This is a genomic window from Fictibacillus barbaricus (assembly GCF_031457135.1).
GTDB lineage: Bacteria > Bacillota > Bacilli > Bacillales > Fictibacillaceae > Fictibacillus > Fictibacillus barbaricus_A.
Genome location: NZ_JAVDWA010000001.1, coordinates 47,817 through 70,669 on the forward strand (window position 1 = coordinate 47,817; position 22,853 = coordinate 70,669).

General features: G+C 38.0%; 21 protein-coding genes and 2 riboswitches. Of the genes, 11 read left to right on the plus strand and 10 right to left on the minus strand.

The window, feature by feature from the left end; translation table 11 throughout:
• Positions 1-20: 20 nt before the first annotated feature.
• The 3 genes from J2X07_RS00295 to J2X07_RS00305 form a co-directional block, all read right to left on the minus strand.
• Positions 21-1,376 (minus strand): arsenic transporter, encoded by a 1,356-nt coding sequence (locus tag J2X07_RS00295; RefSeq protein ID WP_310255442.1) that lies wholly within the window; start codon positions 1,374-1,376, stop codon positions 21-23.
• Positions 1,377-1,751: 375 nt separating this feature from the next.
• Positions 1,752-1,901: a hypothetical protein gene (locus J2X07_RS00300; RefSeq protein ID WP_310255443.1), complete on the minus strand. Its 150-nt coding sequence runs from the start codon at positions 1,899-1,901 to the stop codon at positions 1,752-1,754.
• Positions 1,902-2,042: 141 nt separating this feature from the next.
• Positions 2,043-3,515: a SulP family inorganic anion transporter gene (locus tag J2X07_RS00305; protein ID WP_310255444.1), complete on the minus strand. Its 1,473-nt coding sequence runs from the start codon at positions 3,513-3,515 to the stop codon at positions 2,043-2,045.
• Between the two features lie 266 nt (positions 3,516-3,781).
• Here J2X07_RS00305 and J2X07_RS00310 point away from each other — a divergent pair, with 266 nt between their 5' ends.
• Positions 3,782-4,300, plus strand: a complete 519-nt coding sequence (locus tag J2X07_RS00310; RefSeq protein WP_310255445.1) for a DinB family protein — start codon at positions 3,782-3,784, stop codon at positions 4,298-4,300.
• 291 nt (positions 4,301-4,591) lie between these two features.
• Here the strand turns inward: J2X07_RS00310 and J2X07_RS00315 are convergent, their stop codons facing one another.
• Complete coding sequence (locus J2X07_RS00315) at positions 4,592-6,052, minus strand: flavin monoamine oxidase family protein (protein ID WP_310255446.1); 1,461 nt, start codon at positions 6,050-6,052, stop codon at positions 4,592-4,594.
• A 148-nt stretch (positions 6,053-6,200) separates the two neighbouring features.
• Entirely contained in the window at positions 6,201-6,563 is a 363-nt protein-coding gene (locus J2X07_RS00320) for a winged helix-turn-helix transcriptional regulator (protein WP_310255447.1), read from the minus strand.
• 166 nt (positions 6,564-6,729) lie between these two features.
• Here J2X07_RS00320 and J2X07_RS00325 point away from each other — a divergent pair, with 166 nt between their 5' ends.
• The gene (locus J2X07_RS00325) at positions 6,730-7,935 is read left to right on the plus strand and encodes an MFS transporter (RefSeq protein ID WP_310255449.1); all 1,206 of its coding nucleotides are present in this window, start codon (positions 6,730-6,732) and stop codon (positions 7,933-7,935) included.
• A 233-nt stretch (positions 7,936-8,168) separates the two neighbouring features.
• On the opposite strand, the gene J2X07_RS00330 is transcribed toward J2X07_RS00325, so the two are convergent.
• Positions 8,169-9,404: an MFS transporter gene (locus J2X07_RS00330; RefSeq protein ID WP_310255450.1), complete on the minus strand. Its 1,236-nt coding sequence runs from the start codon at positions 9,402-9,404 to the stop codon at positions 8,169-8,171.
• 113 nt (positions 9,405-9,517) lie between these two features.
• On the opposite strand from J2X07_RS00330, the gene J2X07_RS00335 reads away from it, so the two are divergent.
• On the plus strand, positions 9,518-10,423 hold the full coding sequence (locus tag J2X07_RS00335) for a LysR family transcriptional regulator (RefSeq protein ID WP_310255451.1): 906 nt from the start codon (positions 9,518-9,520) through the stop codon (positions 10,421-10,423).
• Between the two features lie 236 nt (positions 10,424-10,659).
• On the opposite strand, the gene J2X07_RS00340 is transcribed toward J2X07_RS00335, so the two are convergent.
• Positions 10,660-11,478: a class I SAM-dependent methyltransferase gene (locus J2X07_RS00340; protein ID WP_310255452.1), complete on the minus strand. Its 819-nt coding sequence runs from the start codon at positions 11,476-11,478 to the stop codon at positions 10,660-10,662.
• A gap of 40 nt (positions 11,479-11,518) precedes the next feature.
• On the minus strand, positions 11,519-11,824 hold the full coding sequence (locus tag J2X07_RS00345) for a hypothetical protein (RefSeq protein WP_310255453.1): 306 nt from the start codon (positions 11,822-11,824) through the stop codon (positions 11,519-11,521).
• A 148-nt stretch (positions 11,825-11,972) separates the two neighbouring features.
• Positions 11,973-12,075: riboswitch (guanidine-I (ykkC/yxkD leader) on the plus strand.
• 59 nt (positions 12,076-12,134) lie between these two features.
• Between J2X07_RS00345 and sugE the strand changes: the two genes are divergently transcribed.
• The gene (gene sugE, locus J2X07_RS00350) at positions 12,135-12,458 is read left to right on the plus strand and encodes a quaternary ammonium compound efflux SMR transporter SugE (RefSeq protein ID WP_310255454.1); all 324 of its coding nucleotides are present in this window, start codon (positions 12,135-12,137) and stop codon (positions 12,456-12,458) included.
• A 60-nt stretch (positions 12,459-12,518) separates the two neighbouring features.
• Here sugE and J2X07_RS00355 read toward each other — a convergent pair whose 3' ends face one another.
• Both J2X07_RS00355 and J2X07_RS00360 read right to left on the minus strand, forming a co-directional pair.
• Positions 12,519-13,304, minus strand: coding sequence for a bactofilin family protein (locus J2X07_RS00355; RefSeq protein WP_310255455.1), 786 nt, complete (start codon positions 13,302-13,304; stop codon positions 12,519-12,521).
• A gap of 21 nt (positions 13,305-13,325) precedes the next feature.
• Complete coding sequence (locus J2X07_RS00360) at positions 13,326-13,946, minus strand: YhbD family protein (RefSeq protein ID WP_310255456.1); 621 nt, start codon at positions 13,944-13,946, stop codon at positions 13,326-13,328.
• Positions 13,947-14,184: 238 nt separating this feature from the next.
• On the opposite strand from J2X07_RS00360, the gene J2X07_RS00365 reads away from it, so the two are divergent.
• The 7 genes from J2X07_RS00365 to J2X07_RS00395 all read left to right on the plus strand — a co-directional run bounded on the left by J2X07_RS00365 (position 14,185) and on the right by J2X07_RS00395 (position 22,851).
• Positions 14,185-14,907, plus strand: coding sequence for a TIGR02206 family membrane protein (locus tag J2X07_RS00365; protein ID WP_310255458.1), 723 nt, complete (start codon positions 14,185-14,187; stop codon positions 14,905-14,907).
• 99 nt (positions 14,908-15,006) lie between these two features.
• Positions 15,007-16,089 carry a hypothetical protein gene (locus J2X07_RS00370; protein ID WP_310255460.1) on the plus strand — a complete coding sequence of 361 codons (1,083 nt, stop codon included), beginning with the start codon at positions 15,007-15,009 and terminating at the stop codon, positions 16,087-16,089.
• A gap of 98 nt (positions 16,090-16,187) precedes the next feature.
• Positions 16,188-17,552: a TrkH family potassium uptake protein gene (locus J2X07_RS00375; RefSeq protein WP_310255461.1), complete on the plus strand. Its 1,365-nt coding sequence runs from the start codon at positions 16,188-16,190 to the stop codon at positions 17,550-17,552.
• A 121-nt stretch (positions 17,553-17,673) separates the two neighbouring features.
• Positions 17,674-17,819: riboswitch (FMN riboswitch) on the plus strand.
• A 174-nt stretch (positions 17,820-17,993) separates the two neighbouring features.
• Positions 17,994-18,644: a riboflavin synthase gene (gene ribE / locus J2X07_RS00380; protein ID WP_310255462.1), complete on the plus strand. Its 651-nt coding sequence runs from the start codon at positions 17,994-17,996 to the stop codon at positions 18,642-18,644.
• Positions 18,645-18,655: 11 nt separating this feature from the next.
• Positions 18,656-19,849 (plus strand): bifunctional 3,4-dihydroxy-2-butanone-4-phosphate synthase/GTP cyclohydrolase II, encoded by a 1,194-nt coding sequence (locus J2X07_RS00385; RefSeq protein ID WP_310255463.1) that lies wholly within the window; start codon positions 18,656-18,658, stop codon positions 19,847-19,849.
• A gap of 18 nt (positions 19,850-19,867) precedes the next feature.
• Positions 19,868-20,338: a 6,7-dimethyl-8-ribityllumazine synthase gene (ribH, locus tag J2X07_RS00390; RefSeq protein ID WP_310255464.1), complete on the plus strand. Its 471-nt coding sequence runs from the start codon at positions 19,868-19,870 to the stop codon at positions 20,336-20,338.
• A 752-nt stretch (positions 20,339-21,090) separates the two neighbouring features.
• Positions 21,091-22,851, plus strand: coding sequence for an ABC transporter ATP-binding protein (locus J2X07_RS00395; protein WP_310255466.1), 1,761 nt, complete (start codon positions 21,091-21,093; stop codon positions 22,849-22,851).
• The last annotated feature ends 2 nt before the right edge of the window (positions 22,852-22,853 follow it).

The following is a 22,853-nucleotide window of genomic DNA, read 5'->3' on the forward strand; positions in this document are numbered from 1 at the left end:
ATTGATAATCGTCCTATTTTTTATAAGATAATCAAATTGATCCAATGGTATAAAAGGAATAGAGTGACCAATAAGGTTAATGGAATAGCAATTAATGATACTTTTAAATAATCCTTCCACTTAACCTTTATTTTGTGCTGCTTTAATATGTGCATCCAGATTAATGAAGCTAATGTGCCTATAGGGAGCAGCAATGATCCAATGTCACTTCCAATAATACTAGCCAGATACATTGTCTTTAAATTAACAGGATCTAAATGCAATTCAGTTAAAGTAATCGTACCAATCAGCAAAGCGGGATGGTTATTAAAAAAGTTGGACAATATTGAAACCAAACCACCCATAAGAAAGGTTGCTTGGAAGAGTCCTTGTTCTACGATAGGCTTGCAAATTTTCAAAAGAATCACAGTTAATCCTGAGTTGTGAAGACCATAAATGATGACATACATCGAAAAAGCAAAGATAAGAATATGCCAAGGCGTCTTTTTCAAAATATCGTAAGGGCTTGTACGCAGGTAATACCATCTCCATAAAAGGAGAATGAGAGATCCTAATACGGCCACGATTTCTATTGGAATAGAAAGAAAGGAAGCGGCAAAGATAGAGCAGCGGATGAAAAACACAAAGAGTATGATTTTTAACATAAACGCTGTCCGTTGTTTTTTTGTTGTAACAGTAACCTTTTCTTTTAGAGGATGAAAATTTTTTCTGAAAAAAGATTGTTCAATATCATTTGTTAAATCCGGTAACTTCTTAGGAAGTTTTTGTTTCACTAAAAAAAACATCAATATGGACATAAATACTAGTCCTAGCATTGCAGGTATGAACATCATGGCAGTGTGCATATAAAGCGTCATGTGAACAATTTTTAATGCGATTAAATTTACGATGTTACTAACGCCGATTGGTGTGCTTGAGGCTGTAGCAATAAGGGCTCCAGTTAAAAGGTAGGGGATTTTTTGATGCGGTTTTAATCGGAAATTTCTAAGAAGTAAAATTAAAATCGGGGTAGTGATCAAAATACTGCCATCGTTATTAAATAACAGTGTCATCAAAAAACAAAACAATTGGATATACCAGTATAATCGGTAACCAGATCCTTTTGCTAATTTGGCTAGCCGAGTCGCAGCCCAATGGAAAAATCCAAAGCTTTCAAGGATAACCGCCATTACAATGGTTGACATAATGGTTATCGATGCACCGCCAATTTTTTGGATTACATCAATTACATCGTTAAAACTAACAACACCTGTAATTAAGATGATTCCAGCTCCAATAGCTGCTGGCCATGCTTCGTTGATGCCTTTTGGTCTCCAAAATATAACTAACATAGTCATTAGGAAGACGAAAACGGAAATCAAAATCGGGAAATTCATAGTCGTTTTTCGCCCTTTCGTGTTTCTTTACACTAACAAAAAAATAACTTGTCAACATGGTGATTTTAGTAATGACACAATTTTAATCCGATAGTGTAAGTGCAACTTAGGCTGACCGTAAAGAGTTTGTGGCAGCCAGGTTTTCTTAAAAATTCAAAGTAACTTCAATACTTGTCCTACATCATATGGGGATTTTTATAAAACGATTGTATACCAGACTATTAAAATAAAAATGGTCATTTCGTCTAGCGAATAAATTCTAGGCAGCAGGCTATAAAAATGAAAATGGGTGAATACCCTGAAACGGCCTTTGTGGGCAGATGATTAGAAAAGTGAGGGTAACAAAAAGAGCTAGCCAGTTTTGGCTAACTCTTATTAAAAAAGTTTACTTATTAGAATAGCGGCAATACCTAAAATCGCTAAACTATAATTGTGGATTAAGTGGTTTTTTTCCAGGTTATCAACTTCTGGACTGAATAGCTCATCAAAGGTTTTTTTACGGAGGTCTGTTTCATGAATGTACATGATTCTTCGCTTCCTTTCCTATTGAAATCGCTTTCACATACTATTATATACGAGTGGATAAATATATTCAAAATATTCAAAAAATAACTCCAGAAGAAAAGGGTACACGATAAAAGTGTACCCCTCGATTACTGTCTTATACTAGTGTGCCGCGATTTGACCGTTGGCTTTATCATGAACAGCAAGTTTTTTAACTAACTTAGAACTGTCTTCATTCAAACCAATAATTTCTACATCCACATTGTTTTGACGGTATTTCATCACGACTTTGTCAATGGCGCCTACTGCTGAATCATCCCATAGATGAGAGTGCGTAAGGTCTATGACAATTTGATCCACTTTTTCAGTAAAATCAAAATGACCGACAAAGTCCGTTACTGAAGCAAAGAACAATTGACCATTTACGACATACGTTTTTTGATTTGATTTTTCATCAAATGCCGATTCGATGTTCACTTTTGAAATCTTTGAAGCAAAGAAAAGTGCACTTAAAATTACACCTGCTAAAACCCCTTTAGATAAATCGTGTGTGATTACAACGGTCACAACAGTAATAATCATCACAGCTGCATCTGATTTTGGCATAATGTGAAGCTTCGTTAATGATGACCAATCAAAAGTCCCGATCGATACCATGAACATTACACCAACTAAAGCTGCCATTGGAATCATGGACAATACGTCGTTTAATAAAACAATAAGAATCATTAAGAAAACACCAGCAACAAATGTTGAAAGTCGGCCACGGCCACCGGATTTCACATTGATTACAGATTGTCCAATCATCGCACAGCCTGCCATACCTCCAAAAAATCCTGCGACGATATTTGCCATACCTTGTCCCCTGGCTTCTTTGTTCTTGTCACTTTCTGTATCTGTCATATCATCAACGATTTGAGCTGTGAGCAGAGATTCTAGCAACCCAACAAGTGCTAAGGCAAATGAATAAGGAAAGATAACCTTCAATGTTTCGAACGTTAACGGAATATCAGGAATGAAGAATATCGGAAGTGATTGTGACAGTTCCCCCATATCTCCAACGGATCGAACCGATGAACCTGTCATTATAGAAATCACCGTTATAACGATAATCGCAATTAGAGGAGACGGGACCGCTTTTGTTATTCTTGGAAAAAGATAAATAATAGCTAATGCGCCTGCTACCATTGCATACATGACCCAGGATTCTCCTGAAAAGTGGGGAAGCTGCGCCATAAAAATAAGTATCGCTAGAGCATTTACAAAACCAACCATAACGGGTCTTGGAACAAATCTCATGTACTTGCCAAGTTTTAATACACCGATTAGGATTTGAATAACCCCAGTTAAAATCGTAGCGGCTAATAAATACTTAAATCCATGATCTGCGACTAATGAGCCCATTAAAAGCGCCATCGCACCAGTTGCAGCAGAAATCATCCCTGGTCTTCCGCCAAGGAATGATATTACAACGGCAATACAAAATGAGGCATATAATCCTACCATTGGATCAACACCTGCAATAATGGAGAAGGCAATTGCTTCTGGAATAAGGGCAAGTCCAACCACCATCCCTGCTAGAACATCATTTCTAATGTTCCCGAACCATTGTTGTTTAATTGTCTGTAAATTCAAAGGAGCACCTCTTTCTTTTATTATAAAATTGTGATGACTTTCAACTCTCATGAAAGTCGGGTCCGATGTCAACGCGTACGATTATAACATGAGATATTAAAAATGGGTAACATGAAGGAAGCGTATAAATTTTTCAATTTCGTGAATATGCTTCGGTTTTTATTGTTTTTATAAAATACATATTTTCACAGAGGATGAGTGGAAATGAAGGGTTTATCTATTAAGAATCGAATTACAAAAAAACAATCTAAAAAGGGGTGTTAAACATGGAAAACATGCCAGCGGCTTACGAATACGCAGATTATTATGCTTCGTATGTAAAATTAGTGCCTGAAGGAAATATGGCAGATATTCTAGAAAGACAAATGAAAGAAACGGTGAGGAAACTAAGCTCTTTGGATGAAAATAGGAGTGAATATCGTTATGCGCCAGGCAAGTGGAGTATTAAAGAGGTGATCGGTCATATTACGGATACGGAGCGGATTATGAGCTACAGGCTTCTTTGTATTGCAAGGGGAGAAACAATTTCGCTTCCTGGTTATGATGAAAACAAATATGTAGAAGAAGCGCACTTTGATAGTCAGACGTTAAAAGAATTGCTAGATCATTTTGCCTGTGTACGACAATCCACCATCCATTTACTAAAAAGTTTAAGTGATGATGCTTTATTGCGAAAGGGCACTGCAAACAATACTGAAGTTTCAGCACGAGCGCTCCTTACGATTATCGCAGGACATGAATTGCATCATCGGAATATTATTCAGGAGAGGTATTTACAGGCTTGAATGAGTTGAAATGATCTCCGCTACGAGTCGGTTTTGCAGTCTGATGTGTCGATTCGTGGTTATATGGAAAATAACGTGGATAAATCGAATATAACGTGGATAAATTTCGATTTCCCGTTTAATGAAATAAAAATCAAAGCATTTCAATGTGAACGAAAGCCTTTTTTAAAGGCTTATTAACGAAATTTAAAATTTCAATCTCCATTTTTCAGATTTGAAGTTTAAATGGTTTCATAATTAAATTAAAGACTCAAAAGTGCAGAGGAATTTCACTTTTGAGTCCATTCCGCTTTACGTTTCATTTACTTCCATCGCTGCTCTTATTCCTGACTCGATGGCTCCTTCTACCCATCCGTGTTTCAGTGTGGTATGTTCACCTGCAAAGTGCAGTCTGCCTTCTGGAGCTTTGATGGCCTCATAAATTTCTTCTTCTTGATACGGTTTAAACATTGTAAAAGCACCGCCGGTATGCGGATCAAGTGACCAGCTATGTGCGTGGCCAGTAACGAAATACTCGTATACTTGCGGCCCATGAAATAGGGATAAAAAATCCAACGCTTCTTTTACTCTTATTCGATTTGGAAAGCTTCTCCATGGAACCGTATCATCTTCCCATGTGTAACTGGCTATAACGACGCCTGAAGAACTACTGGCTCTTTTTTGATTTGGATAATGAGTAAAACGGGTAGAGAGGTCTGTTACTGACTTTCCGCCAGACAGACCGTTTTTCTCCCAAAACCGGTGGTTAAACTCGATCCCTATTTTGGTAGAAGGGACATAATGCAGTTCGCGGATCGCTTTTCTTTTGTAATACGAAAGAGAATGGAATGGCTCGATCTTGACAAAATTTAACACCGAAAAGGGAATGGTGATTATCACTTTATCCGCTTCGAACACATAGGGATGTGAGGTGAGCGGGCTTTCCGTGTACAAAGTGACCTTATTTTGATCTTGAACAATACGAGTCAATCTTTGGCTGAAAAAGATATGGTTTTTCAGCTGTGGAAGGAATGCTTTAGGAAGCTGATCATTACCGCCTACAATTTCTAAGTATTTTAATTTTGGATTGATGAAAATGATGAGGATATCCCGAAATACGTCTAGAAATGAAAGTTCAGGCAGCCCCTCTAATGAGAGCAGAACTTTAATCATATCTATGGCACCTGATGAAAGGGAGCGACCAAAAGGATTGTTTCGTAAAAAATTGTCCAATGAATAACTTTGAAAACGTTTTATGATTGCTGGCCAATTTTTGTCTGGATCTTGTTCAATAAAATCAATCAAAGGTTGAACAGCATATTTCATAAGCTGTTCAGCTGTTTTTCCTTTTTCACTAACCGTGACAGGAAATCCAAGTATATCAGGATTTTTTTCATAGGTTCTATTTTCTGTCATAATACCATTCACATAAATTAAGTCGTGCGGCTGAGAATTGATGAACTCCTGAGTATGCAAACTGAATTTTTTAATGTATGCTAGGACGAGTTTATGAGTTTCGGGAAACCGCATGGCACCAGCTTCTAAATGATTGCCATAGGTAAAGGGAGTTCTGATTGTAAAAACTCTGCCGCCTACTCGCTGGGAGGATTCTAAAAGATGAACTTCGTGCCCTGCAGCATGTAAAAGGGAAGCAGCAACTAAACCAGCCATCCCGGCACCAGCAACGATAATTCTTTTGGGAGTAAGAGGCCGTTTCAAACCATTCTGGACGATAGAAAGCATCTCCTCCTGCGTTAATCGGCTATAGTCCATAACGATGACCCCCAATTCGTTATTCCTTCATTGATAATAATGTATTTCTGTGAAAGAAGGATTATTATTTTGCAGATAAAACTAATTGATCAACAAAAAAAGACAGCATTTCGCTGTCTGATTTAAACAAATGATTAAATTGTATTTATTAAACCTGCTCCAGCTCTTCGGTTTTGATGAGGACATCTTCTTTATTGGGATAGTTTTTCTCAATATGATGTTCACCCCACGCACAAAGCAAATCTAAAATTTGCTTCAATGACCAGCCATAATCGGTTAAAGAATATTCTACCCGTGGAGGAACTTGGTTATAAACCTCGCGTAATATCACACCATCTTCTTCTAGCTCACGCAGCTGCTGTGTCAGCATTTTCTGTGTGATCCCCGGCATTAATCGTTTTAATTCTCCCGTTCTTCTTTTCTCTTTTATAAGATGGCATAAAATGACGACTTTCCATTTTCCGCCGATCACTTCAAGTGCCGCTTCTACAGGAATATTATATTTTTTCATTTTGAATATTCGCCTCCTAAATCCAAATATTACTTTTTAGTGCCTACAGTACTTTAAAGTGCGTACTTACTTTATGTTTGTGTATCTTTCATAATAGCATCAAGATGTTTTAATGACTAGTGTGCACGAGTCATTATAATATAGGAGAATAATGGAGGGGAAATAAATGAATACAGCAACAGCAAAAATGGAGACCGCTAAAACGAAAGGTGGTTTTCCTGCATTATTAGCATTAGCGATATCAGCTTTTGGAATAGGTACAACAGAATTTGTTCCGGTTGGTTTGTTGTCATCACTTGCAGATGATTTAAATATATCCATTACATTGGCAGGATTGTTGATATCCGGATATGCATTGGGCGTAGCATTTGGCGCACCAATTATTACAGCTTTAACGAATAACATGAACAGAAAAACCGTTCTCATGTCATTGATGGTTGTTTTTATTGCAGGAAACAGTGTAGCAGCTCTATCATCAAGTTTCGGTTTATTATTAATGGCACGTTTTATTACGGCCTTTTCACACGGTGTATTCTTCTCAATCGGAGCTCCGATTGCGGCAGATTTAGTGCCAGAGCATAAACGGGCAAGTGCCATTGCGTTTATGTTTACAGGGTTAACCGTTGCAACAGTTACAGGAGTCCCACTAGGTACGTTTATCGGACAGACATTTGGATGGAGAGCAACATTTTGGGCGGTTGCTTTATTAGGAGTCATTGCTATCATAGCAAGTGCGATTTTAGTACCAAAGAATTTAAAAGAAGCACCGCCTTCAAGCTTTAGTGATCAATTGAAAGTAATTAAAAATGGGCGATTGCTGTTAGCATTTGCTATTACTGCGCTTGGATATGGCGGAACATTTGTAGCATTTACGTATTTAGCGCCAATTTTAGAAGATGTTACAGGGTATGCTCCGAAAGCGGTAAGTTTTATTTTATTAGGCTATGGAATTGCGGTTGCGATCGGCAACACCGTTGGCGGTAAAGCAGCTGATAAAAATCCGTTAAAAGCCTTATTATGGATGTTTATCGTGCAAGCGGTCATCCTTGTCATATTAACCTTTACAGCTCCATTTAAAGTCGCAGGGACTGTAACCATTTTCTTATTAGGATTGTTAGCATTCATGAACGTGCCAGGTCTTCAAGTTTATGTTGTGAAGTTAGCCGAAAGATATGTACCATCCGCGGTAAATGTGGCATCTGCTCTCAATATTGCAGCCTTTAATGTAGGGATTGCAATCGGCGCATTTGTTGGTGGAGTGATTGTTGATTCAATCGGAATCATTCATACACCATGGATTGGCGGAGTAATGGTATTAGGTGCCGTTATTCTTACAGCATGGAGCGCAGCATTAGAAAAAAGAGAAAGGTAAAAACAGAAGGCAGCCCCGGGCGGGGTTGCCTTTTTCACTTTTTTCTGTGAGATCAGTAATACAGGCTAGACCAACCATTGTCGCAAGGCGACGAAAGAGCTCACCTCACACGCTGTGGGAAGCAAGTCGAGAGAGCGGAAATTAACCCGAATCAAGAGCAACATCGTTTACGAAAACAGACTTATTTTTAAACAATTGTTTAAAATTAGAGTTAAAAATTCCGCTAAAAAGGACTATAAAGAGCGAGATGGTATTGTTTTTATTGGATTGGATTGGCGTAATTTGATTAACCCTGTGAAACCAATTAAAAGGATGACACCAGAGAAAAACGCCATGACAATCGGAATTGGAAAGTATGAGTAAGTAAAGCTTGCTATAAGAGCTCCTAATGAAAGCCCGAGACCACCGAGCAGCGCACGAAAACTATAAATTTTTCCGATATGCTCAGTAGGAAAGTCGGTTTGTATCATCGTTAACAACATGATGTCACCAAGTGGACTTCCGAAAGCTGCAATAATTGCTCCGGCTACCGCGATCCAAATGGAGTCAGCTGATGCTATGACCAGAAATCCAATTCCCAATATGACGTGACCGGCATACATAAACCGTATATTTCGTTTCAACGATCCAACCATAAAAAGACTTAGTATGTTTCCAATACCATATGCACCGCCAATTAAGCCAAAAGCGCCAACATTTTCTTTTAAAATCTGTTCTGTAAATAACGGAACACCCACCATGTATACAACACCCCAGCATAAATTGACGAGACTGAGGCTGATTAACGCCCACAATAGAATTTTATGATTTTTTAATAATGTACTTGCTTTCATAAAATCGATCAATGGTGTGGATTTTGCCGTTATTAGGCTCTCTTTGTTTTCATTGATTGAGAATGCATGTCTTATTAGGAGAAGAGCTAATGCTGAAAGTACAAAGGTAAAAGCGTCCAGCGTGAAAAATTGAGCCAATGGAAATACGGTAAGAAAAACACCTGTTAAACCTGGCCCGAATATTCTAGCGAAACGATGAGTCGTATCCATCAATGCATTCGTTTGCTGAAGTGTAATGGAGTCTTTGCATATAGCAGGAAGGCTTGCTTGCAGTGCAGGATTAAAAAAAGTTCCTAATCCCGAGACTACTACACTGATTGTAACTAGATGCCATAGTTCAATCTCAGAATACCAATGTAGAAATGGCAGCAAACCTACCAAAAATGCTCGGAGAAAATCAGCTGTGATCATCGTTTTATGCCGGTTCCAGCGATCAGCATAGATGCCCCCTGCAATACCGAAGAATAAAGCTGAAAAAGTACCTGCTCCAATTACATATGCCGCTGATGCTCCTAATTCCTTTACCGCAATCCACGTGATCGCTATCACATATAAATGGTCGCCGATGGCTGATAATAATTGACTGAGCCATAAAATGCTTAAATGGGGAATTCTCAAAATTTTTATAAATGACACTTCATACACCCTTTCTATTGTTCTTGATAAAAAAAGTGTAAAATAGGGATGTGTATTAAACAATGCAATAATAATTATATTCATTATTAATTTTATTAATAAAGGGTGAGTGAATGGATACAAATCAATTAATCGCTTTCGAACAAGTTGTGCGCCATGGAAGTTTTAGTAAAGCCGCAAGAATAATGGATATTTCCCAGCCTACAATCAGCATTCGAATCCAAAATTTAGAGAGAGCAGTGGGAGGAGAATTATTTAATAGAGGTGGGAGCAGGCTGGAATTGTCAGAGTTAGGGAGGACATTCTTGCCTTTTGCTCAAAAAGCGGTCGAAACCCTCAATAAAGGAGTTGAACTAGCACAAATGGCAAAAGAGGGGAGAGGAGGAAAAATTGTTATAGGAACTCTTCCTACCCTTGCTGCTCATTATTTTTCTTCAACTCTTGCAAAATTGCATAAAGCAAACCCGAATCTAGAAGTCATCGTTCATACAGGGCATAATCAGGAAATATTAGAAATGCTGCATAACGGGTTGATAAAACTTGGTATTATGACCTATCCGTTCTTTAATACAGAACTTAAAAGTTTACTGCATATCAAGGAACCGCTAATGTTCGTCTCTCATTGCAAGCACCAGTTGGCGAGAAAAGCTGAAATTGATATTAAGGATATTAGAGAATTGGCTGACCCTTTTTTATTAGTAGATTGGAGTATGGAGGCAAAACGGTATCAATTGGAGTTAATCTCACAAAAAAGAGCAGAATTCGAGGTTCCGCCCCCAACTGCATATGACATGCTGAAAAATGGAATGGGTGCAGCACTATTGACGGAGACGATGGTTGCCCAAGATATAGCTGATGGTACACTTGTAAAATTAAACGTGAATGGATTTCCTCAAATATACCGAGAGAGTGCATTAGTTCAGTTTAAACGCGAAACAGACATTTCCCCGTCATTACAAACGTTTATTGATGCGTTTAAAGATGAAGTGAAAAATAATAGTTGCTGTTTAGTAAAATAAAAAAGGCTGTTATCGCAAACTTTGTTGCTCTTAAAAGTAGTTGATTTCCGCTCCAGGATACTCGCTTTCCGGGAGGTGTGGGGTGAGCCTCCTAAGCGCTGTGCAATCACTTCAATGAAGGCACTTTACGAAAATGTCCTAAAAGCAACAATCTTTAGTAAAGAGCGTATTAAAACCAACAATCTTTTAGAAAAAAGCCTAAAACGAAGAGATGAGGAGCGAACCTCATCTCTTCGTTACTTTCTTCGCCCAATGTAGAGTAAATGAGAAGATACTCCTAATAGATAAGGGTCTTTCGCCATCTTGATAAAAAAATCAATCAACTTCGAGTATTCTTGTTCACCTTTATCAATCCAGTAGTTCAGCTGCTCTTGATTTAGTAGTGTTCCTATATTTGTTGAACCAATTAAATCTACAGTTTCAAAACCATGTGACTCCATAAATGGTTTAATATCATCAATGTTGAAGAAGTAGGCACCTGTAAATCGGCCTTCATCACTATGATTGAATGTTCCTGTGCTATTAAAAACATTAATCGCATCCATATTATCGTTTGGTTTCCAATGCTGCGGATTAAATAAAGACAGCATACTATGATTGGAGCGTGAACGAAATGCTACAAATACAAGTCCTTCTTTTTTTGTTACTCGAAATAATTCGCTTACAGCATTTACTCTTTCGTCCTCATTTTGCAAATGATAGAGTGGTCCGAGCATAAGTGAAGCATCAAATACTTCATCGTTAAACCGAGATAAATCTTGGGCATTTTCCACAAAAAATCCCTCAAATAAATCGATCACACCATGCTCTATTGCTTTTTCTTCAGCGATTGAAACAAGTTTAGGTGTTAAGTCAGTTAATGTAACTTGGTAGCCTTTTTGTGCCAATGCAATGGAGTATTTTCCTGGTCCCGCGCCATTATCAAGAATGTGTCCTTTTTTAGGAAGATAATGATTTATGTAGTGAAAGTTAATTATGTATTCCAGTGGTTCTCTGTCAAGGCGCGTCCATTCTCTCTCACCAAAACCAGTGTAGTATTCGATAATAGAATCCATATTTTTCCTCCTTTGATTTTTCCTATATTATACAGGACTATCAGTTAGAAGAAAGTGTTTTTTTAAAAGGCATAAAAATATTCCAGTCCGTTGCATTAGCCACTTTGTTTGGTAGCCTGCTTTGATTTTCTTTTTTCCACTTAGCTGTGATTACTACAATCACAAGTGGAATGAACCCTAAGATCAAGGTTACAATCGGCTGCATGATTGAGCCTGATTCTCCAAGCTCAATCTCATTTTTGTACATCGTTAATGACAGAGCAAAGATGATGCCCACTAGGTATATTAACTGTAATGCTTTAATTTTAAAAAGTTTTGAGATAGCTTGATCTAATATGAACAACAAAAGTTTGCTTTTGCTGTACTCACTTGTTTGTCACCTGCCTTTATCTCCCTTAATGTTTGATGGAATGAAGAAGTCTATACATTATTTACCATGATTTAGAGCCTGTATGAAGTACTTGACACTCATCTATGTTGTGTAAAATAATATAATGAAAGCTTTCTAGGGTTCCGTAGCTATCGTGCTAGACTGGTCCGAGAGAAAGCGCACGCATGGATACATCGTGTACACGGAGGGACAAAAGCCTGGGAGGATATAGAAATTATATCTTTCTGGGCCTTTTTTCTATTCTCTTATCAAGGAGTGGTGAAAAATGGCTTGGGTTTACTTATTTATTGCGGGGATGTTTGAAATTGTGTGGGCGATCGGATTGAAGTATACGAATGGATTTACTAAATTAGGACCATCTGTTGTTACAGTTGCGGGTATGATTATCAGCTTTTATTTTTTATCATTGGCTACAAAAGTACTGCCAATCGGAACGTCTTATACGATATGGACAGGAATAGGTGCGGCAGGCGCAGTAATATTAGGAATTATTCTGTTTGGAGAGCCCAAAAGTATTCTTAGGTTTGTGTTTCTAGCTTTTATTTTGACTGGAATTATTGGTTTGAAGATAACAGCAGGGGGACAGTAAGGGTGCAATATAAAAACAGACTCAAAAGGAGTAAATTTCACTTTTGAGCCTGTTTTTTGTTTATATTTTATTTTGTTTGCCAACTTTGGCGTTTTCATCGATCTCAAGTGTTTCTTTATACTCAATGCTTTCAATACTGCAGCCCGGACCAATTTCGATTGTGTTTCCACGTACTACCTTTGCTTGAGTATACTCCAGATAGATTTTGTCACCTTCAATTACATCGGCAGTGAGATAATCGTTGCTTTGGTTAACTAGGAATTTGATAAGTTTTTTAACTCCAGCATTTTCTATATTTTTACGAACAATTATGTTTTCACCGCCAATTTCTTTTGCTTCACAATGACGAAGCAGTTCAAGATCGATATTACCTGCATTCAAGAGTCCGTTTATTTTAAAATTTCCGCGAGAAATAAAGACTTCTGCTTCACAGTCACCTTTAATCTTCGCCTGTCCTCTTACTTCAACTTCTTCAGATGAAACATTTCCTTCAATATTGGAAGTTCCATTAATGAGTATTTCCTTTCCTTTTACATTTCCTTTTATTGAAGCTGAACCGTTTACTTTAATCACTTCACAATCTAAATTTCCATCAATCTCTGAATTTCCGCTTACCGTAATTTCTTCTGCAGTCACATTGCCTTCAATATCAGCAGAACCACTAACTTTTATCGTTTCAGCCTTTAAATTACCTTCTATTATTGAACTACCGTTACATGAAAACACTTCACATTCAATATCACTAATGATTTTACCGGATCCGTTTATTTTGACTTGATTGAAAACACCGCCGCCGACTGAACTTGAACCAGAAATTTTAATGTTATTTTGAACTGTTTTTTCCATTGATATATCCTCCTCATATGTTTAAGAAAGTTTTAGTTTTAACTCTTCAATGCAAGAATTCATTTTATATTGAGCGATAATTTTGGCTTGTGAATCGATGAAAAGATTAGTTGGATCAAGTGTCAAAATAAAGAGCGAAACACCCATCTTCCTAATAAAAATCAATTCACCTTCATTACTTTTCAGTTTGGATAAATGCTCGTGAAGAACATTTAACAGATCTATACCTTCCGAACGATTCATTTCGCCTGTCTGCAATAAACGATCTAATAGATAAAGAGATAATAAATTTTCAAATGAATATTGGAGTTGAGTACCAAGATGATTGGTGTACATTTCAAATGAAGTAGTAGAAACAATGTTACGTTTTGTTAATTCATCAGCTGATAATGATGTGACAGAAGGGGAAGGAGAGAACATATCAGCCAGTTCATCAAGAGATAAATCGTCTTTCATGGATTTAATCTTTTCAATTCGCTGTAAAATATCTTCTTTCGGAAAAAATGTTTCTTGACCTGTAAATGTTGATTTACGTATAAACCAATTTTCCGGAATGAGATTCTTCCTTTTCCATCGATATAATTGTCCATATGATATATTGGCTGTTTCAAGTAAATCTTTTTTCGAGATGAGATTTTCCATATGCAACCTCCTTAAACACAATGTAACATAACACTGTTACGTTACGCAACAAAAATTTCCATTTTATGAAAAGGCTCTTTTAAAATCGATCTTCTTTGAAAAATTGTTGCTTTTAGGCCATTTTCGTAACGGAAATCGACCCCTTTCAAAAGCAGCTTAGAATACGAAAACAGGCTATGAAAAAGGATTTTTGTATGGAAGTTGGGAATATCATGAATACAAAGAAAGGGGATGAATCATGAGAAATTGGTTTGGTATCGGACAGGCGGGGTTTAGTCCTTATCATTGGGATCACCTATTGTGTATTTTTCTTATCGTTTTTATTCCCGTTCTTATGTATGTGTTTCGGAAAGCTTTGCGAAAAAGTGGCGGCGCAAAAAAGGTTTTATTGTCAGGTTTATTTATTTCTGAAACGTCATTTCATGTTTGGGCAATTTATAATGACATGTGGATTGTGAAGATGTATTTGCCTTTGCAGCTGTGCAGTTTAAGTGTCTTGCTGTGTATCCTATTACTATTATGGGAGAACAAAAGACTTTTTGCTTTTGTCTATCTTTTTGGTGTTTCTGGTGCTTTTCAAGCAATCCTTACACCTGAACTTTTTCAGCCAGCATGGCACTTTCGTTATATCCAATTCTTTTTAGTTCATGGGTTTATCGTTTGGACGGCGATGTATTATGCGATCGTTAGGGGCTTTAAAATTTCGTGGAGTACTTTTATCTCTTCTTTTATTCTGCTTAATATGTTTGCGGGTTTCGTTTATTTAGCAAATCTCTTTTTAAATTCGAATTATATGTTTTTAAGAAGTAAACCTGAACAAGCATCTCTTATTGATTATCTTGGTCCGTATCCTTGGTATATCCCAGTTTTAGAATTAGTTGCTTTAGGGCTAGGCGGAATAATGTTTCTAACAATAAAAGAAAAGAAGACGAACCCCTTAAATCCAGACCTCTCAATATAAAAAGTGTAACGAGCTTTATATGTATCTTTAGTGACAAAATATGGATGCCGCGTGCAGTGTTGGTAATATTTAGTATAATGGAAGAGAGGGGGAATAAATATGAATTCGACTGTTATTCAGCCTATTAAATGGAAGCCTTACTTGCTGCTGTTGTCAATTGTGATTGGAAGCAATGCACTCTTATACAAGGCTCCTATTTTTCATCCCGTACCTTCACCTGTTTTAATCGGTTCAATGTTTGATTTTCTAATTGTTGTACCAATTCTGACGTACTATTATATTATCCGCAAAAGATATTCTTGGAAGCTTACTGTTTTAGCGGCACTAGTCAGTTATGGACTTGCTGCGTTTATCATTCCTGATTCCCTGCTGAAAAAAGTTTCTTTTCTATCTCAGGTGTTGCTTTTATTAGAAGCAGGATTTTTCGTTGTCGAACTTTATTTGCTCATAACCGTTCTGCGCAGAATTAGCAGGGTGAAAGCAACTTTCCGCGAACTCCCTGCAGAATTACCTTTTTTGATTAAAATTAAACAAGCGTTTAACAGACATTTTTCACGAACACGAATGATGGATTCAGCGGTGAGTGAGATCACTATGATTTATTACGCATTATTCTCCTGGAAGAAGCCTCCGATGCTTTCAGGTGATATTTTCACCTATCATAAAAAAACGAGTTTTATTGCGTTAAACCTCATGCTGATTCATGCTCTTCTCATTGAGTCGATTGGACTTCATTTTTTCTTCATTCAAATCGATCACATTTTATCGCTGATACTTCTCTTCTTAAATGCTTATTCTGTCCTTTTCCTTCTTGGCCATATGCAAGCAGTAAGGAAAGTGCCTTTGATAGCGGGAAAACAGTCATTGATTATAAATGTAGGCTTTTATAAAGGAATTATCGTGCCCTACTGCAATATAAAAGAATTACGAAGATACGAGGGTCCAGAAACAATTCCACACAGTGAAAAGAAAAATACGTTTGAAGCACTTGTAAGTGATTTTACTCCTGAGAAGCCATACATTGACCTTATTTTAATTGACGAATTAACAGTGGATTTAATTTATGGGTTTAAAAAGAAAGTTTCGAGGGTTGTTATAAAGGTAGACGATTCGCCAGCTTTGTACAAACTGATTGAGGAGAGAATGTATGAGCACCGTAATTCTATCGAGAAAATGGAATAGCCATATTTAACAAATGTTCATTTTCACTTGTTAAATGGAAATCCTATTGTTAAGCTTTCATAAAGTTATAGAAAAATTCCTTTGACGGGTGAAATTAAATGTTTAAAAATACAGCAACTCAGCAAAAAAAGAATCATCTTACGTCGGTCCAGATCATTGTCATATTTTATTTATTATCCGTCATTGTGGCTACTGTTCTTTTAAGTCTGCCTATTGGGCATAAGGCAGGAGTTCACTTGGCCTTTGTCGATGCCTTATTTACTGCTGTTAGTGCAGTTAGTGTTACAGGATTAACGTCAGTCAGCATCTCAGAAACGTTCAATCATACTGGAGTTATTATTCTCGCCCTTGTTGTTCAAATTGGCGGAATTGGTGTTATGACATTAGGAACAGCGATTTGGCTTTTAATCGGTAAGAGGATCGGAATGAGAGAGCGCCAGTTAATTATGACCGATCAAAATCAATCGACACTTGCAGGTCTTGTCCAATTGATGAAACAAATACTTGTTTTGATCATTGGTATTGAAATTGTGGGGACAGTGCTCCTCTTTATTTTGTTCCAGCCGTATTATCATTCGCCGCTTGAAACACTTTACCATGCCTTCTTCGCTTCCGTAACGGCTACAACAAATGCAGGATTTGATATTACAGGAAATTCGCTGCTGCCATTTAAAGACGATTATCTCGTGCAGATTGTCATCATGTGTTTAATTACTTCAGGAGCGATTGGATTTCCGGTTTTAGTAGAGGTGAATAATTTCATAAAAGAAAGAAAATATTTGGAACGGTACACATTTACTCTTTTCACTAAGGTTACAACTTCAACATTTCTTTTGCTTGTCATTGTAGGGGCTATCGGTATCTTTTTATTAGAGATGAATTTATTTTTTAAAGGTAAGTCGTGGCATGAGAGCATCTTTTATTCGCTCTTTCAATCTGTGACAACAAGAAGCGGTGGCCTTGCTACAATGAATATTAGCGAGTTCTCACAGCCAACGATCCTATTTTTGGGGGTTATGATGTTTATTGGTGCTTCACCGAGCAGTGTCGGCGGAGGGATTCGGACAACTACATTTGCTGTGGCTCTATTGACCATATTGTTTTATGCAAAAGGAAGGAATACGATTAAAATTTTCAATCGTGAAATTTACCCTGAAGACATACAAAAATCGTTTATCGTTATCATTGTATCGGTGGTGCTATGCACAACTTCGACAGTCATACTATCGATCACAGATCCGATGCCGGTAGAGAAATTGTTTTTTGAGGTGTGTTCTGCCTTTGGTACAACGGGCCTCACGACAGGAATAACAGGAATATTAAGCTCAACGGGTAAAGTTATTTTAATGATTTTGATGTTTATCGGACGAATCGGTGTTCTTTCATTCCTCTTTATCCTGCGAGGGAATGTGGTGACAGAACACATTCATTATCCTAAAGAGAAGCTAATTATTGGTCAATAATTCTTGCCCTCGGCATTTTTAGCCGGGGCTTTTTGCTGCATATAAAGCAGGAATAGTTGCATAAATAAAATAAATCAGATACATTAAAAACAAATCTAATATTGAATGCCGTTACTTTGACGGCGTCCTTCGGGGTCGGGTGAAATTCCCAACCGGCGGTGATGAGACATTTGTTTCTTAGTCCGTGACCCGGTTTTGTTTTGCAAAAACGGTGGATTCGGTGAAATTCCGAAGCCGACAGTATAGTCTGGATGGGAGAAGGATTACGAAAACTTTTAAACACTTGTTAACACAGTGATTTTAAAGGTCTTTTTAGGTATGAATTCATTAACAACCCCGGGAACTGATTGTTCTTATGGGGTTTTTTTTATTCAGTAAAATACCTCCCGAAATTGGATATTATGTTTATAGGAAAAAATTTGTTAAAGGGGGGCGGTTATTTTGTTTACAGGAATCATTGAGGAATTGGGAACAATTAAGTCGATCGATAAAGGCAATGAAACGATTGTTTTGACGATATCTGCTTCAAAAGTGCTGAAGGATGTACATCTTGGTGACAGTATAGCGGTCAATGGTGTTTGTTTAACAGTTACTTCATTTAACTCGATTCAATTTACCGTGGATGTCATGCCTGAAACGTATCGATCTTCAACTTTGAAACAGTTAAACAATCGTTCAACTGTGAATCTGGAACGTGCAATGGCTGCAGGCGGGCGCTTTGGCGGACATTTTGTTTCTGGTCATGTTGATGGAACAGGAGAAATTATTGAAAAGCGTCCTGAGAAAAATGCGATCTATTATGTGGTGAAATTACCTTCGCATTTAATGCAGTATTTTATACTAAAAGGTTCGGTTTGTATAGATGGGACAAGCTTGACCGTATTTGAGGTTACGAAAGACACCATTATGGTTTCGTTAATTCCGCTTACAGCAGAACATACGGTACTCGGAAAAAAGGGTCCTGGAGATCTCGTGAATATTGAATGTGACATGCTTGCTAAGTATGTGTACAGAATGTTGAACCCAGAGAAAGAAGATACTAAACAAAAGTCAAAGCTGTCTCTTGCATTTTTACAAGAGAACGGATTTTAGGAGGAGAGTAAATGTTTCACTCCATAGAAGAAGCAGTTGCAGATTTAAAAGCAGGAAAGATAATCATTGTTGTCGATGATGAAGATCGTGAAAATGAAGGGGACTTTATTGCATTAGCAGAAGGGATTACCCCTGAATCCATCAACTTCATGGTTACCCACGGACGTGGGCTCGTATGTACGCCAATATCAGAAGAAATTGCATCAAGACTGGATTTGACACCGATGGTAGCGGCGAATACTGACTCGCATGGTACTGCGTTTACGATTAGTGTGGATCACATTTCGACTACTACCGGAATATCAGCACAGGAAAGAGCTGCAACGGTTCGTGAACTTGTTAATAATGAATCTGTTCCAGCCGATTTTAAGCGTCCTGGTCATGTTTTTCCGCTTATCGGCAAAAAAGGCGGTGTGCTGCGCAGAGCGGGTCATACTGAAGCAGCTATTGATCTGGCCGATATGGCAGGAAGCAAATCGGCAGGTGTCATCTGTGAAATCATGAAAGAAGATGGCACGATGGCTCGTGTGCCGGAGCTGATTGAGCTTGCGAAAAAGCATGAAATGAAGCTGATTACGATAAAAGATTTAATTACTTACCGAAACAAAACAGAACAGATGGTTAAAAGAGAAGTAGAAATTACACTCCCTACAGAATTTGGTGAATTTAAAGCGATTGGATTTTCTAATGTACTTGATGACAAAGAGCACGTTGCTCTCGTCAAAGGAGATATTTCAGGAGATGAACCCGTTTTGGTGAGGGTACATTCTGAGTGTCTGACAGGTGATGTATTTGGTTCACATCGCTGTGATTGCGGTCCACAGCTTCATGCGGCTCTCAGTCAAATTGAACAAGCGGGTTCTGGTGTTCTGTTGTATATGAGACAAGAGGGCAGGGGAATTGGCCTTATCAATAAAATGAGAGCGTATAAGCTTCAGGAACAAGGATTGGATACAGTTGAAGCGAACGAACAGCTGGGGTTTGCGCCGGATTTAAGAGATTATGGAATCGGTGCTCAAATTTTAAAAGAACTCGGCATCAGCAAGATGAAACTATTAACGAATAATCCTAGAAAAATTGCAGGCTTAAAAGGCTATGACTTAGAAGTGACAGACCGAATCGCTCTTCAAATGCCTCACAACGAAAACAACGAGAATTACTTGAAAACAAAAAAAAGTAAATTGGGGCATATGCTTCACTTTTAAAAACAGGAGGAACTATTGATGGCAAAATTGTTTGAAGGACATTTAATTGGTACAGGACTAAAAGTTGGGATCGTAGCAGGAAGATTCAATGACTTTATATCAGATAAACTCGTTTCAGGTGCTGAAGATGCATTTAAACGACATGGTATTTCTGAAGATGACGTAGATATCGCGTGGGTGCCAGGTGCATTTGAAATCCCATTGATTGCAAAAAAAATGGCTGACAGCGGAAATTACGATGCGGTTATTACATTAGGTGCAGTTATTCGTGGATCAACTCCACACTTTGATTATGTTTGTAATGAAGCAGCAAAAGGGGTTGCTCAAGCGGCAATGACTAGCGGCGTACCAGTTATCTTTGGCGTGTTGACTGTTGATTCCATTGAGCAGGCAATTGAACGAGCTGGAACTAAAGCAGGAAACAAAGGTTGGGAAGCAGCTGTATCTGCCATTGAGATGGCGAACTTATCTCGTCAGTTTAATAAATAAAATAACCCTTTTGGGTGAGCCCCGTCATGGTGATGACGGGGTTTTTCTTTTGTTGATGCAGGGAGGCAGTGTACTGAGAATGTCGGAACTTCCTGGATGTGGTCGACCGCGAGATTATGAGCTAAATCCGCGGGATAAAGCCAGTAACAAGAAGCAGAAACCAATCTATAGGAAAAAATACGCAGCTAAAAAATGGACACACCATACTGTAACTTTGGTCATATATTGAAGTTGCATCACACTTTTATTGCATATTAAAAATGAATTGACATAGTTATTAGAAAAGTGTTAAGATTTACAAAGTTACAAAACTACAAGATTATGGAAAGGATGGTTGTGTCATGGAAAGAGCATCAGTCAAAACTCATATTACACGCTCTATTGTAATGGTAGTTCACAATACAACTGAATATCATGGCCTGCCGGAAAAAATGTATTAGGATACCTTTCTCATTTTTTTGCCTTTTTCTCTATACATACATTCACGCAGGTCACATCCAATCGTGACGTGTGTTTTTTATTGTCTTTTAAAGCATATCGCCTTCGAGTGGTATGCTTTTTTATTTTTTTAGGAAGATTGTTAAAAGAGAAAACAAATTCTCTTTTTCAATAGATACAAAATTTGAGGAGGAAACAAAATGAAAAAAGACAGGTTAATGGTGTGGTTAGAACGCAAGGATCATACACTTTTTGGGTAGCTCGTTTAAACAAGCGTTTAAAAATCAACAGAGAGATCGAGAGGAGAGAATTATATGTTTTCAGTTTTAGGAAAGCTTTCATGGTTCTTTAAAGAACATTGGAAGCGTTATACGGTAGCGGTCGTCCTGCTTACCTTTGTTGGAATTCTTGAAGTGATTCCTCCAAAACTAGTAGGTAATGCAATTGATTCCATTCATATGGGTACGTTTACGAAAAAAGAAATGATGCAGAAGCTGGGGATTTTCGCAGCTGTGCTGATCGGGATGTACATTTCGATGTATATCTGGCTGTTTCAGCTGTTTGGAGGAGCTCAAATTCTTGAACGGACGATGCGCTCGAGATTCATGAGACACCTGCTGAAAATGACACCGACCTTTTTTGAAAAAAATAGAACCGGTGACTTAATGGCTCGTGCAACAAACGATTTAAAAGCGATTGCCATGACAGCAGGGTTTGGGATTTTAACACTTGTAGATTCAAGTCTTTTTATGCTTACAATCATTTTTGTGATGGGATTCATGATCAGCTGGAAGTTAACATTTGCAGCACTTATTCCACTGCCGATTATTGCGTATATCATTAAAAAGTACGGAAAAAAGGTACATGAGCGCTTTACCGTTGCACAAGACGCGTTCGGTGATATGAACGATTCTGTGCTGGAAAGTATTCAAGGTGTTCGTGTAATTCGCGCTTATGTTCAGGAAGAGGCAGATGTAGAACGGTTTAACCAAGTAACAGAAGATGTATATGAAAAAAACCTCGCCGTTTCAAGAATCGATGCACTTTTCGAACCGACGATTAAGATTCTTGTAGGGTTAAGCTATTTGATTGGGTTGGGTTATGGGGCTTACATGGTTTTCCACAATGCGATCACACTTGGAGAACTTGTAACCTTTAACGTTTATCTCGGTATGCTAATCTGGCCGATGATTGCAGTAGGTGAATTGATTAACGTTATGGAGCGTGGAAGTGCTTCTCTAGACCGTGTAAATGAGACTTTAGCTTATGAGCCGGATGTGAAAGACAGAGAAGACCTTGTTCCATTGTCTGATCCCGGAACCATTAAATTCGAAGATGTTTCTTTCCGTTATCCTTCATCTGAGTTAGATAACTTAAAAAATATTGATGTAACGGTTAAAAAAGGAGAAACATTAGGAATCGTTGGGCGTACAGGAAGCGGAAAGACGACGCTTCTCAAGCAATTATTAAGAGAATATCCCGCAGGAGATGAAGGGAAAATCAGCTTTTCAGGTGTGGATATTGAAGACATCGCATTAACAGATCTACAAGGATGGATAGGTTATGTACCTCAAGATGCCATTCTGTTCTCAAAAACAGTTAAGGAAAACATTCTATTCGGCAACAGCGGAGCAGATGAAGATAAGCTGAACCACGTTTTAGAAATGGCTGCTTTTAAAAACGATGTACAGTACTTGCCAGAAGGTTTAGGCACTCTTGTGGGTGAAAAAGGTGTGGCGCTTTCAGGCGGTCAGAAACAGCGTGTTTCGATTGCACGTGCACTGTGCGTGGATCCTGAAATTTTAATTCTTGATGATGCACTTTCTGCAGTTGATGCAAAAACAGAAACAGCGATCATTTCAAATATTCGAAAAGAGCGTGCCGGAAAAACAACTTTTATCACGACACACAGACTATCTGCAGTTGAACATGCAGACTGGATCATCGTAATTGATGATGGGAAGATTGCTGACCAAGGCAGACATGAAGACTTGATTGCAAAAGAAGGCTGGTATAAAGAGCAGCATGAACGCCAGCAGATTGAACAAAATTTAAATGATAATAAGGCGGTGTAGCC

Excerpts from the sequence above, each read along its gene's own strand:
- J2X07_RS00325 (WP_310255449.1), top strand. The coding sequence starts at position 6,730 with ATGAATACAGCAACAGCAAAAATGGAGACCGCTAAAACGAAAGGTGGT.
- J2X07_RS00370 (WP_310255460.1), top strand. The coding sequence starts at position 15,007 with ATGAATTCGACTGTTATTCAGCCTATTAAATGGAAGCCTTACTTGCTG.
- J2X07_RS00315 (WP_310255446.1), bottom strand. The coding sequence starts at position 6,052 with ATGGACTATAGCCGATTAACGCAGGAGGAGATGCTTTCTATCGTCCAG.
- ribH (WP_310255464.1), top strand. The coding sequence starts at position 19,868 with ATGGCAAAATTGTTTGAAGGACATTTAATTGGTACAGGACTAAAAGTT.
- J2X07_RS00395 (WP_310255466.1), top strand. The coding sequence starts at position 21,091 with ATGTTTTCAGTTTTAGGAAAGCTTTCATGGTTCTTTAAAGAACATTGG.
- J2X07_RS00300 (WP_310255443.1), bottom strand. The coding sequence starts at position 1,901 with ATGTACATTCATGAAACAGACCTCCGTAAAAAAACCTTTGATGAGCTA.
- J2X07_RS00295 (WP_310255442.1), bottom strand. The coding sequence starts at position 1,376 with ATGAATTTCCCGATTTTGATTTCCGTTTTCGTCTTCCTAATGACTATG.
- J2X07_RS00355 (WP_310255455.1), bottom strand. The coding sequence starts at position 13,304 with ATGGAAAAAACAGTTCAAAATAACATTAAAATTTCTGGTTCAAGTTCA.
- J2X07_RS00335 (WP_310255451.1), top strand. The coding sequence starts at position 9,518 with ATGGATACAAATCAATTAATCGCTTTCGAACAAGTTGTGCGCCATGGA.
- J2X07_RS00340 (WP_310255452.1), bottom strand. The coding sequence starts at position 11,478 with ATGGATTCTATTATCGAATACTACACTGGTTTTGGTGAGAGAGAATGG.
- J2X07_RS00385 (WP_310255463.1), top strand. The coding sequence starts at position 18,656 with ATGTTTCACTCCATAGAAGAAGCAGTTGCAGATTTAAAAGCAGGAAAG.
- J2X07_RS00320 (WP_310255447.1), bottom strand. The coding sequence starts at position 6,563 with ATGAAAAAATATAATATTCCTGTAGAAGCGGCACTTGAAGTGATCGGC.
- J2X07_RS00375 (WP_310255461.1), top strand. The coding sequence starts at position 16,188 with ATGTTTAAAAATACAGCAACTCAGCAAAAAAAGAATCATCTTACGTCG.
- J2X07_RS00310 (WP_310255445.1), top strand. The coding sequence starts at position 3,782 with ATGGAAAACATGCCAGCGGCTTACGAATACGCAGATTATTATGCTTCG.
- J2X07_RS00365 (WP_310255458.1), top strand. The coding sequence starts at position 14,185 with ATGAGAAATTGGTTTGGTATCGGACAGGCGGGGTTTAGTCCTTATCAT.
- J2X07_RS00360 (WP_310255456.1), bottom strand. The coding sequence starts at position 13,946 with ATGGAAAATCTCATCTCGAAAAAAGATTTACTTGAAACAGCCAATATA.
- sugE (WP_310255454.1), top strand. The coding sequence starts at position 12,135 with ATGGCTTGGGTTTACTTATTTATTGCGGGGATGTTTGAAATTGTGTGG.